General features: G+C 40.0%; 14 protein-coding genes. 4 read left to right on the top strand and 10 right to left on the bottom strand.

Features of this window, described 5'->3' with window-relative positions; translation table 11 throughout:
* Positions 1-31 precede the first annotated feature (31 nt).
* The 7 genes from ABIS04_RS04125 to rplU form a co-directional block, all read right to left on the bottom strand.
* The gene (locus ABIS04_RS04125; RefSeq protein WP_350432703.1) at positions 32-418 is read right to left on the bottom strand and encodes a DUF3718 domain-containing protein; all 387 of its coding nucleotides are present in this window, start codon (positions 416-418) and stop codon (positions 32-34) included.
* 95 nt (positions 419-513) lie between these two features.
* Entirely contained in the window at positions 514-996 is a 483-nt protein-coding gene (gene folA, locus ABIS04_RS04120; RefSeq protein WP_350432702.1) for a type 3 dihydrofolate reductase, read from the bottom strand.
* A gap of 19 nt (positions 997-1,015) precedes the next feature.
* Positions 1,016-1,486, bottom strand: a complete 471-nt coding sequence (locus tag ABIS04_RS04115; RefSeq protein WP_350432701.1) for a threonine/serine exporter family protein — start codon at positions 1,484-1,486, stop codon at positions 1,016-1,018.
* Entirely contained in the window at positions 1,486-2,244 is a 759-nt protein-coding gene (locus tag ABIS04_RS04110; RefSeq protein WP_137222595.1) for a threonine/serine exporter family protein, read from the bottom strand. Before ABIS04_RS04110 ends, ABIS04_RS04115 begins: the two co-directional genes overlap by 1 nt.
* A gap of 20 nt (positions 2,245-2,264) precedes the next feature.
* On the bottom strand, positions 2,265-3,431 hold the full coding sequence (gene cgtA / locus ABIS04_RS04105; RefSeq protein ID WP_350432700.1) for an Obg family GTPase CgtA: 1,167 nt from the start codon (positions 3,429-3,431) through the stop codon (positions 2,265-2,267).
* Between the two features lie 200 nt (positions 3,432-3,631).
* Positions 3,632-3,886, bottom strand: a complete 255-nt coding sequence (rpmA, locus tag ABIS04_RS04100; protein ID WP_011638531.1) for a 50S ribosomal protein L27 — start codon at positions 3,884-3,886, stop codon at positions 3,632-3,634.
* 16 nt (positions 3,887-3,902) lie between these two features.
* The gene (gene rplU, locus ABIS04_RS04095; protein WP_137222599.1) at positions 3,903-4,214 is read right to left on the bottom strand and encodes a 50S ribosomal protein L21; all 312 of its coding nucleotides are present in this window, start codon (positions 4,212-4,214) and stop codon (positions 3,903-3,905) included.
* A gap of 405 nt (positions 4,215-4,619) precedes the next feature.
* Here rplU and ispB point away from each other — a divergent pair, with 405 nt between their 5' ends.
* The gene (gene ispB, locus ABIS04_RS04090) at positions 4,620-5,591 is read left to right on the top strand and encodes an octaprenyl diphosphate synthase (RefSeq protein ID WP_350432699.1); all 972 of its coding nucleotides are present in this window, start codon (positions 4,620-4,622) and stop codon (positions 5,589-5,591) included.
* 85 nt (positions 5,592-5,676) lie between these two features.
* On the opposite strand, the gene ung is transcribed toward ispB, so the two are convergent.
* A complete protein-coding gene (gene ung, locus ABIS04_RS04085; RefSeq protein WP_350432698.1) occupies positions 5,677-6,339 on the bottom strand; it encodes a uracil-DNA glycosylase in 663 nt (220 codons plus the stop codon).
* Positions 6,340-6,442: 103 nt separating this feature from the next.
* On the opposite strand from ung, the gene ABIS04_RS04080 reads away from it, so the two are divergent.
* Both ABIS04_RS04080 and ABIS04_RS04075 read left to right on the top strand, forming a co-directional pair.
* Positions 6,443-6,991, top strand: coding sequence for a prepilin-type N-terminal cleavage/methylation domain-containing protein (locus ABIS04_RS04080; protein ID WP_371833630.1), 549 nt, complete (start codon positions 6,443-6,445; stop codon positions 6,989-6,991).
* A gap of 71 nt (positions 6,992-7,062) precedes the next feature.
* Complete coding sequence (locus tag ABIS04_RS04075) at positions 7,063-7,389, top strand: DUF3144 domain-containing protein (RefSeq protein WP_137222607.1); 327 nt, start codon at positions 7,063-7,065, stop codon at positions 7,387-7,389.
* Positions 7,390-7,619: 230 nt separating this feature from the next.
* Here ABIS04_RS04075 and ABIS04_RS04070 read toward each other — a convergent pair whose 3' ends face one another.
* A complete protein-coding gene (locus tag ABIS04_RS04070; protein ID WP_350432697.1) occupies positions 7,620-8,237 on the bottom strand; it encodes a LysE family translocator in 618 nt (205 codons plus the stop codon).
* A 130-nt stretch (positions 8,238-8,367) separates the two neighbouring features.
* On the opposite strand from ABIS04_RS04070, the gene ABIS04_RS04065 reads away from it, so the two are divergent.
* On the top strand, positions 8,368-8,922 hold the full coding sequence (locus ABIS04_RS04065) for a thioredoxin family protein (protein ID WP_350432696.1): 555 nt from the start codon (positions 8,368-8,370) through the stop codon (positions 8,920-8,922).
* Between the two features lie 94 nt (positions 8,923-9,016).
* Here ABIS04_RS04065 and ABIS04_RS04060 read toward each other — a convergent pair whose 3' ends face one another.
* Positions 9,017-11,572, bottom strand: a complete 2,556-nt coding sequence (locus ABIS04_RS04060) for a TonB-dependent receptor (protein WP_350432695.1) — start codon at positions 11,570-11,572, stop codon at positions 9,017-9,019.
* Between the last annotated feature and the right edge of the window lie 436 nt (positions 11,573-12,008).

The raw sequence follows: 12,008 nt of genomic DNA, 5'->3' as shown, positions 1-12,008 counted from the left end.
CTGATGTCATGACTTCCCATCAGATCCAGCGTTAACCGCCAATACGATCTTTAATGGCTACTGTTATCACACTTGCATCATGGCCATTAGCAGAAGCCCAATCTAAAATAGTTTTCCCATCAGCTTCTGGTGCAGAAAGATCAGAAGATGGCATACGCTTCGCGATAAACTCACCGACATCATTAGCATTCGACTTGTAGGCAGTACGCAATAAACTGCTGCCATCACAAGAAATATCTGAATAGATGTTACGTAATTTAACACGGTTCTCTTTCATTTTTTTACGCAAACGGTTTTTATCGTTTGATTTTACATAATCACAAATATTTGCAACTAATTGATCTGTATCCGCAACAGCAGGCGCTGATACAAAAGATACTGCAATCAGGGCCGCAATCGCTACAGGCAATACACGCATCTGACACTCCTTTAGTCTTTCTAGTTATATAGCAATGAACTCAATTTCAGTTTTTGAGAACTGGTTCATATAATCTCAGGGTACACGATGCTAATTTAACACTTTTTAACTAAAGTGTTAAAGCTATATTGCAACCCTTTATCATTTGTTGCATTTACTGAGCTCTGTAAATCCCAAGAACCATCATCCCAATCGGGAAAGAAAGTGTCACCGTCAGCGTCTAAATCAATCAAAGTTAGGTATAAAACGTCGGTTTTAGGCAATAATTGCGCATAAAGTTGGCCACCACCAATAATAACTAACTCTTCACAATCTCCTGCGGCAGCGATTGCATCTTCATAATTTGTTACACAAGTTACTCCATCAGGATTAAACTCAGTATTACGACTTATCACTATATTGAGTCTTCCAGGTAATGGTCGTCCGATGGATTCAAATGTTTTTCGACCCATTACAATAGGTTTAGACAAGGTGACAGCTTTGAAATGACGAAGATCTTCAGGTAAATGCCATGGCATTTTATTGTCTTTACCAATGACTCTGTTATTGGCCATTGCGGCAATCATTGCGATACGCATTGAAGCATAATCCTTATGGTTAAATAATGGGTCTGGTGCGGTAATAAAGTAAACTCGGTAACGCTAATCCGACAGCAAGTGCGCCTAAAATAAATACGGTTTTTAATCCGCTAACAATGACTTGAGCACTGAGATCTGTACTCACTTGGCTTTGGGCCGTGAGTTGGATTAATGCAATGACAGTATTGAATGCATAAGTTCCTGGCACCATGGGAATAATTGCCGCCACAGCGTACATTAACGGTGGTGCAAGATGACGTTTAGCAAACTGAATGGTAATCAACCCAACAATGGCTGCAGCGATAAAGGTCGCCCATTCAATTGGCATTGAGAAATGTAATAGTACCGTTCTTGAACTATGGCCAATAGCTGCCGCGATAGCGCAGTAAATTAAATACCGTTTTGGCACATTAAATAACATAGCAAAACCAACAGCTGGGATCGATGCAAAAAAAGCATCATGAAGTAATAGATTTAGAAAGGATAACATTAAAATATCCCGCCTAATTGCATAGCAATAGTAATACCTATGACTGATGCTAAGGTAAGCAAGGTGGCATGGCCCCACCGAGAAATGCCCACATTCATGTGGCCTTTTACCATATCTGAAATTGCATTAATCATCGGAAAGCCAGGGATCAACATCAACACACTTGCCGCCATTGCAGCTTGAGGAGTTTCGGTAATAGGCCAAATATAACCCACTTGGGCAACACTTGAAATGACAAAAGCCGTTAACGAGAAATTGACCAATAAATTAAAATGTCGAGAGGCGAGAAACAACCGCACCATCATCCCAATAGCGGAGGCAAAAAATGTAATTACGCAGGCCAACAAGTCACCATCAAATAAATGACAAAAGCTGGCACAAGATAAACCGATCATAGGAATGAGAGCAATAGCAGGATAAGACTTTGGCTTAATGTGAGCTAATCGTCTACGAACTTCGTTGGCGCCATAAATGCGTTTTTCTGCGAGGATACAAATTCGTTGAATCTCACAAATAACCATCATGTTAATGCCATGAGCACGAATACGACGAGTTGTGGTGATGCATCGACCGTGCACTAAACTCGTTAACACTAATGAATTGGAGGAAATTGATAATTCAATGCTAGCAAGACCTAGTGCCTGACCAAGGCGCTGGCTAATCTCTTCCACGAGATCAGACTCAGCACCATAAGCCAACAGTAGCTGTGCGCAGCGAACTACTAGGCGGGTAATATCATTTTGGCTATCTGCGTACACGTTATTCTCAAATGAGTAAATTAGCGTTGATAGATGACTTCTACATCATAATCATCATCATCAAAGTCATCATCAAAGTCATCATCATAATCTTCATTAGCATTTTCATCTGCTGCACTATGATGATTATCCCATTTGAACTCAACATCAGCATCAGGGAGTGTTTCTTCAACAATAGCAGGTAAACTTCTAATATAATCAAGCATCTTAATGCTTAATTCTTCAGTACCTGTTCGATTGTAAGCAGACATAGTATACACATCACCTTGCCAATCTAACTCTTTAACAATGTGATCGATTTTTTCTTGTAGCTCATCTTCAAGTAGCAAATCGGTTTTATTAAAGACTAACCAACGTGGCTTAGCGGCTAATTTAGGTGAATATTTTTCTAATTCGCCCACAATAGCACGTGCAGAATGAACAGGATCTGAACCATCAACAGGAAGAATATCAATGATATGCAATAATACTCGACAACGTTCTAGATGTTTCAAAAAACGAATACCGAGGCCGGCACCATCAGCAGCACCTTCAATCAAACCAGGAATGTCTGCAATAACGAAACTCTGACCTGGACGTGGATTAACCACACCAAGATTAGGAACCAAAGTGGTAAATGGGTAATCTGCCACTTTAGGCGTAGCACGAGATACCGAACGAATAAATGTCGATTTACCCGCATTTGGCATGCCTAACAAACCCACATCGGCTAGCAGTAAAAGCTCAAGTTTAATTGAACGGACTTCACCAGGAGAACCTAAAGTCTTTTGGCGTGGAGCTCGGTTAGTACTGCTCTTAAAACGAGTATTACCTAAACCGTGGAAACCACCTTTAGCGACAAGCAGTTTTTGTCCATGAGCAGTTAAATCACCTAGTGACTCATCTGTTTCTTGATCGATAGCACGAGTACCTACTGGCACTTGAAGCACTAAATCATTGCCGCCATGACCAGTACAATCACGACCACGACCATTAGTTCCTCGTTCAGCCATATGGAAACGAGTAAAACGGTAATCAATCAGCGTGTTTAAGTTTTCGTTAGCTTGTAGATATACACTACCGCCATCACCGCCATCACCACCGTCAGGGCCACCATCTGGAACATATTTTTCGCGTCTAAAACTCACGCAACCGCTTCCGCCGTCACCTGCTTCTACGCGAATATTCGATTCATCAACAAACTTCATACTGACTCCTGACGCTACTTAATCTGTAATTATAACCCCAAATCATTGGGATTTGCAGGAAAGCGCTGAAGATAGCATTCATCACGATATCGCCTACTGCATATAAACAAAATCATTAAACTATCAATAATAGTTTAATGATATAAAAAACACAAAAGCCCCACCATAGGCAGGGCTTTCGAGATCTAGCTTAGAAAGAATTAAGCTTCGATGCTAATAAACTTACGGTTATTAGGACCTTTAACTTGAAACTTTACTTTACCGTCTGTTAATGCAAACAAAGTATGGTCACGACCAATACCTACGTTTACACCAGCGTGGAACTTAGTACCACGTTGACGAACGATAATGTTACCAGCTAGAACTGATTCACCGCCAAAGCGTTTAACACCAAGACGTTTACTTTCTGAATCGCGGCCGTTACGAGTAGAACCGCCAGCTTTTTTATGTGCCATGAGTTAGACTCCTAAATTATGCGCTGATCGCAGTGATTTTAACTTCGGTGAACCATTGACGATGGCCCATCTTCTTGTCGTGATGCTTACGACGACGGAACTTGACGATAGTTACCTTTTCGCCGCGACCGTGGCCAACTACTTCAGCTACGACTTTACCGCCAGCAACTAAAGGAGCACCAACATGTACTGTTTCACCATCTGCAATCAATAAAACTTGATCGAATTCTACGGTTTCACCAGTAGCAACTTCTAATTTTTCTAAACGAACTGTATGACCTTCAGCAACACGATGTTGCTTTCCGCCACTTTGAAAAACAGCGTACATGGCTATTTTACTCCAAATGACTAACACACTAACTCATATTATTGACGAGACTAGGTGCTAAAAAACTTTTAATGACAATGGGCGCGGATTTTACGCGAAGAATTGTCATCCGGCAAGCCTTAATTCACAATCAACTAAAAAAGGCCTTATTACTGCACACTATTCATTAATAGCTAATGTGTAATCTTCAAAATTTAGCTAACATGTTAATGCTAAATTATACTTAAGTTTTATAGGTAAATTGATAATAATTCAACAATCTTTTGCAACATCAGTTTTTTTAAAGCGCAATTATACGAATACATACTTTGAAAAATGGCGCTGATATCCTGTAAGATATGCGCTCTAATTCGATATAACTAAATTAAGGGTGTAAACCCTGTCGTCCAACAACCAGAGACTATTATGGATTTAAACGCCATTCGTCAACTGGCTGACACTGATATGCAAGCAGTCAATCAGCTGATATATAAACAACTTGAGTCTGATGTAGCCTTAATTAATCAATTAGGTTTCTACATTATCAATGGCGGTGGTAAACGTTTACGTCCGTTATTATCAGTATTAGCCGCCCGAACCGTTGACTATCAAGGCGAACAACACCTTAAGCTTGCTGCCATTATCGAATTTATCCATACAGCGTCTTTACTACATGACGATGTTGTTGATGAATCGACACTGAGACGCGGCCGTGAAACAGCCAATGCTTTATTTGGGAATAGTGCTAGCGTACTAGTAGGTGACTTTTTATATACGCGGTCATTTCAAATGATGACTGATCTCGACAATATGAAAGTGCTTCAAGTCCTTGCTCATACCACTAACGTGCTCGCTGAGGGTGAAGTATTACAGTTAATGAACTGTAATGATCCTGATACCACCGAAGCAAACTATATGCGGGTTATTTACTGTAAAACCGCAAAGTTGTTTGAAGCGGCAACGCAGTTAGCAGGTGTATTAGCAAATGCCACCCCAGAACAAGAACAAGCCCTAGCTGATTACGGTAAATACCTTGGCACAGCTTTTCAGCTAACTGATGATTTACTTGATTACACAGCTAACGCTGATGAATTAGGAAAAAATATCGGGGATGATCTTGCGGAAGGCAAACCAACATTACCGTTAATTTATGCAATGGAAAATGGTTCTGAAACCGCTAAACAACTCATACGAGAAGCTATTGAACAAAGCGACGGTTCTAAAGTCATTGATGAGATTTTAGTTGCTTTAGAGGAGTCTGGCGCATTAGTTTATACGCAAGACAAAGCTCAAGCTGAATCGCAAAAAGCCATCAATGCCTTAAGTATTTTTCCTGACAGTGACTATAAACAAGCTTTAATTTCATTAGCCCATTTATCCGTTAACCGCAGTAATTAAGTACAACTTAGGCCAGTATGTTATTGAATTACTGATGGCATTTATTTAAAAAGGTATGAATATCAAATTCATACCTTTTTTATTATTACACTTGCCAATTGATAGGGTTACCGCCATGTTCAAGTAATAATTGATTTATATTTGAGAAATGACCGCAACCAAAAAAACCACGATAAGCCGATAATGGCGATGGGTGTGGGCCATTCAGAATATGGTGATGAGATGCTGTAATCAGCTGGCCTTTTTTAATCGCATAATTCCCCCAACACACAAATATAATCGGCGTTGATTGCTGATTTAATCGTTTCAAGACATTATCAGTAAACGCTTGCCAACCCGCTTTAGCATGAGAATGAGCTTTCCCTTGTTCAACCGTTAACACCGTATTTAATAGTAAAACGCCCTGCTTTGCCCAAGCCGTCAAATTACCATGGTTGGGTACGATAAACCCTTCAATATCATTCTGTAATTCTTTATAAATATTAACTAATGACGGTGGTGGTTTAATGCCTGTTTTTACTGAAAAAGATAACCCATGAGCTTGATCTGGCCCATGATATGGATCTTGGCCTAATATCACGACTTTAACTTGCTCTAGTGGTGTTAATTGAAAAGCAGAAAACACCTCATTTTCAGGTGGGTATATCGTTTTCCCCTCATTACGTTGTTGGGTAATAAACGACTGAAGTTGCTGATAATAGACTTGGTTCTGTTGTCGCTGAATAAATTCTTGCCAATGCTTAGTCATCCACTTTCCTTAAAATAAGCGCCACACTGATAAAACCTATCTATCAATAGGTAATTTGATTTATCATTGTCAAACGTCATAAATACACATAAAAATGAGTATGATGCCATTGAATATAACTAACAACACGAACGAATCTGGATTTACCCTAATAGAATTAGTGGTCGTGATTATAATCCTCGGAATTATTGCTGTTGTAGCATTACCCAAATTTTTAGATTTAGGTCAAGATGCAAAAATTGCTTCCGTTAAAGCAACTGGTGGAGCATTTTCTTCAGCAATAACGCTGGCTCATGTTAAGTGGGCCGCTTTGGGCTATTCTGGTCCTGCTGATAATTTGGTTATTTTCAGCCAAGCTGGAACCGATGGCCAATTGGATATAAATCTATGGGGTTATCCTGCGCAACATTATACCCCTTATGAAGCTTCACCAAGATTGAATAACACCAATGATTGCCTCTCAGTCTGGCCGACACTGCTACTAGATGGCCCAAGCGTTTCAAGCAGTGCAGATGAAGATACATCTGATTACAAAGCAGAGTATATCAGCCCAGATCAGTTTCGTTATTACTACAATCCACTACCGCTTTTATCAATATATTATGATTCACGTGACGGCCAAGTGTTGGTAGATTCAGATCCCAATAGTTAATTTTTTACCTGATATTTTCAATTAAAGACGTTACACTCAATGGAAATTAACTCATCGAAAAAGTGGATCTGATGTCTGAACCAAAAACAGAATTAACAATGTATCAAATAGCTGACCAATTTATTGCCCTCGCCAATCAATTAAGCCAACAAGAAAATGATATTGGCAAAGTCGGTACCGCAATGAGATTTGCTTCAGCACGTTTTAACGCGTTTGAAGCTTCGCTTAAATCATCCGATCTCGCTGCAGAAAAAGATCATGCATTAGCTTGGTTTTCTGATGAGTACAAAGCCATGCTAAAAGAAAATTTAGAGGATCATATTGCTAATCCGCCAGTTGCCGCACCAAAAAAAGAGCAAGTTAGCGATGATAGCGTGCAAATGTTTAAAGCTGACTAAAGCTAATTCATAATTAGCAAAAAGTTGGCGCTAATAATTAACCATCATTGAATGCTAACCAAAGCAATAGAAGAATCTCAATCAGATTACTGATTGGGATTTTTTATTACCCTTAGATTATCGCAAGATTAGTCATTATTCATTGCTACTCCCGAATTCACGCCGAAGTAGGACGCAACCCCAAAATGAAACTGGTAAATGCCCTTTATTAGATTTTAGTTGTTTGAGCGCTATAAAATAGTATAAACAACTCTTATCGCAAGTAAAATCAGCACAACCCCAGATAACCTATCGATTAGCTTTGCCTTGTCTCGTAATCTCGGCAATACAGCAGAATGTGATAACACAAATGCAATAATGGTATACCACAAGCCATCCATAATTAACGGTGTAAACACGATTAAAGCCTGTCCCGTTGTGGTTTGCGCTGCCAATACAAATTGACTAAACAAGGCTAAAAAGAACAATAAAATTTTGGGGTTTAAAAGAGAAATAGCGAGACCATTGCGAGCAGCTACCCATAAACTTGTTGGCTTTCCTGCGGTTAACTTTTGCTGCAACCCGCCTTTAGATCTAAGTGCTTGAATGCCCATCCAAGCTAAGTAAAATGCCCCCATTAATGCTATGGTATTAAACATTAATGGCGAGGCTTTTAATACTGCCGCCAACCCTAATAACGTCACAAGTGCATAAACACCAATACCAATTGAATGGGCCCAAGCACACACCACTCCGTGTAACCTTCCGCCACTGAGAGTATGCCTCACCACCATAGCTAAACTGGGTCCCGGAGACATCGCGCCCAAACAGCATATTGCTAATAACCCTAACCACGTACTTAACGTCATAACACCTCTTGTTGTAATAACAAATTCTATTTGGCTAACCATTCCATTTTAACAGCCAATTAAGTGTGTACTGCTAACGTATCGCCATTGATAATGGATTGATATATTACCGTATTTACAAAGGAAACCGATGAAGATATTAATGATGATATTACTGGTAGTTATTTTCAGTGCTGTTATGGGGCTTATTTGGGCTAAAATTCGAGGAAAATCAATTCCGACTTTAGTCATCATTATGCTCGGGTTTATGGGGGTATGTTTTGCGGGGATTATTTCCTTTGTTAATCAGGGTGAAAATTATCAAACCTACCAAAAATTACGCTGGCAACCGCTTCAACCTGAAAAAATTTCCGCCTATGTTGAACAAGGTAAAATTGTCTTTGTTGATATCACAGCAGACTGGTGTGTGCCCTGCCAAACTAATAAAGCCAATGTGCTTTATCGGGAACAAGTGGTGGATCGCTTAAATGACCCACAGATTATCTTAATGCAAGGGAACTGGACTCAAGCCGACGAGGTCATTGAACGATATATGGGCCAACAAGCAGCTGCTGGAACGCCTTTTAATAAAGTATATGGATCAAGTTACCCTGACGGAATAGAACTGCCCAAAGCGCTTATTATAGATGACCTTTACCAAGCCTTATCGTTAGCAAACCATAATAGTGTCAACATTCTGCGATAATTTATGAGGCTATTATTGTATACATAGTGCGAAAAAAAGACTGCCGCAGCAGTCTTTTTTATTCATAATTAGTGATAATTACGATACCAATAATTTAGAAGCGGTAGTTTACACGTCCGTAGTAGTAACCACCGTTATAATCGAATGGACCACTTTCGTAGTACACTGCACCTAACTCACCTAAAGTGCCGTCTTTTAGCTTCTGCGCTTCTTGATCAAAGATGTTATTAGCACCAACTGATACCGTTAAGTTATCCATTACGGCATAACTCACTTCGAGGTCGATTGTCACGGCTGCATCAGCCATTTCAGAGCCCCAATCAGACGTATCATCAGCATGGGTTGCATAGTACTCACCAAAGTAATTACCACGTAAAGACATGCTTAAGTCATCCCAGCTTTGACCCCAAGTAAGGGTTGCACGGTGTGCAGGAATACCATCTTCTAAACGACGAACCTTGCCTTCATTAGTTGTTTCTAGGTCAAATTTATCAACACTGGTATCAGTCCAACCATAGGCTAAACTAAACTTCGCATCACCTGACAACATTTCTGTTGTATAAGAACCAACAATATCAACACCTTGAGTTGTGGTATCAAAGTCATTTGTGTAGAAAGTTACCGCTGAAATTAATTCAGGGAACTCAACCCCTGCAGCTCGTAATGCATCGTAGTCACTTGATTCAACCGCAATTTGGCTAGACTGCGCAATACGACCCGTTACTTCAATATTGTAGTAATCGACAGTTAAGAATAAGTTTTCATACTCATACACAAAACCTGCAGCATAGCTCACCGACTCTTCAGGATTGAGTACTTCACCACCATAAAATGCTGCTAATGGGTTAGTTGGTGGTGCTATAAAGGTTTGAATTAAGTCACCCTCAACAATCGATGTTTGCGTATTAACCACGTTTTCTTGGCCAACTGTTGGCGCACGGAAACCGGTACTGTGCGATGCACGGAATGATAACTCATCCGTTGCAATGTACTGTGCTGTTAACTTGTAGTTTAACGTGTCACCAAAAGTCGAAAAGTCTTCATAGCGTAATGCTAAGCCAACCAAGAAATCATCAGTTAAGTGCGCTTCAACATCGGTATAAATACCAATATTGCTACGGTCATTTTTACCCGCAGATTCAGGACCAAAACCTTTAAACCCGTGTGAACCGATGTTAAAACCTTGGTCGGCATAAGGACCAGCAATCCAAGACGCTTCTTCACCTTGGCCAATCTCGAATGACTCTTCACGCCATTCAAAACCAGTTGCAAAACTAATATCTTCTAAACTGCCGATAGTAACGTAACGACTAAAGTCGACGTTAACTGTAGTTTCAACTTGCTCGTAAGAACCCGTATCAAAGTCAGTAGGTGTATCTAACCCCATCGATGGGTTAAGTGAATTTTTTAAACCAAAGCTAGCTTTGTTGCTACCTGTGCCTGCACTGGCATCATACATCCACTCCCCTAGCTCGCCTTTAATACCAGCAAAGAAAGACATGTCTTCAATTTTACCAGTGAACTGCGGTGTATAGCCGCCTGGGCGAATTTGGTTCATTGAGAAACAGTTTGGATCGGCTACCATGGCTAGGTATTCTGGAGTATTAAGCACATTATCCACATTAGCAGGCACTACACCACACGTTGATTGATCGCCATTAACAGCACCAACTAATAGTGTTTCGCCGTCATCGACTGAGTAAACATTGCCACGGTTATGTGGATTACGATAGTAGAAGCCACCTGTTGCTTTACGCGATGAGACGTTACCAAAAGCATATAAATGTGTCTTATCATTGATATCAAAACCAGAGTTTACAAATACGGTAAAGTCATCTTTGATCTCTGGATTACCCCAAGTTTGCGCAGGGTCTAGAATAAATTCATTGCCTCCAGCGGCAATGGCCGCGGCATCAGGACGTTGTACACTGCGACTGGTTGCATCGGCAGTTTTGTATTGCGCACTGATGTTAATAAAACCATCATCTGTTAGCGGTAAACCAACATTACCATCAATCGTTGTTGCGGCGCCGTCACCTTCATAGTATTCGCCCTGACTAACGGTAATAGAACCGCCTTCAGAAGCATCTTTTAATACAAAGTTCATGACGCCCGCAATCGCATCCGAACCATACTGCGCCGCAGCACCGTCACGTAAAACTTCAACTTGTTTTAATGCGACACCAGGAATAACTGAGATATCTGGACCTTGAGCACCATCGTTAATGCCGCCACCTTGAAAAGCGATAACCGATGCACGATGACGACGTTTGCCGTTAACTAAAATAAGGGTACTGTCTGAAGGCAAACCACGTAAGTTCACTGGACGAACGAGCGTCGCTGCATCACTAATAGGTTGTGCTCGAGAGTTAAAAGACGGTACTGAGGTCACTAACATATCGATCATGTCTGTGGAGCCGTTTTTCTTAAGGTCGTCACTGCTGATAATATCAACTGGCACTGGTGAGTCACCAATAGAGCGTGGTGCCGCACGAGAGCCTACGACAGCCATTTTCTCAACATTGTCTAATTTTGTTACTTCTTCATCTGCGGCAAAAGCTTGTGAACTAACAACCGTTCCAGCAAGTGCAAATGAAATGGCCAAGCTCAACGAACTAAAACCAAATGTAGATTTTTTTGATTGCATCATTCTTATTATCCCAACTGCTTATTATTGTTGTGTTTCAACTTGGTTTTAGGCGATTCATTCCAAAAAACCAGCTTCCTTCAATGTGAAACACCCATCATCACAGATACATTTTTATAACAACAAAAACATAATTGCTAACACTTTTTAAACATAATTAGTCAATTCTAAATAATAAATTTATGATTAATGCAGTAAGGTTCTGATTTTAGTGATATAGATCACATTACAATTTATTTACAGTTTATTTACGACAAAACATTTTATCGCTCACAAAATAACCAAAAACCAAGTTTGTATAAAAAAGTTTACAGCTTAATTGATTTTTATTTTCCAATAATTTTGTCATTACAGACTCAAATATAATTCAATTTTATAGACAACCTTTGCCAATTAATCTCGAGCGGTGTAGGTTAGTAAAAACAATCTAAACAGACGT

The sequence above is a fragment of the Shewanella sp. H8 genome (assembly GCF_040285065.1).
Lineage (GTDB): Bacteria > Pseudomonadota > Gammaproteobacteria > Enterobacterales > Shewanellaceae > Shewanella > Shewanella polaris.
The sequence above is the reverse complement of the archived record's forward strand: the minus strand, read 5'-3'. Positions and strand labels throughout refer to the sequence as shown.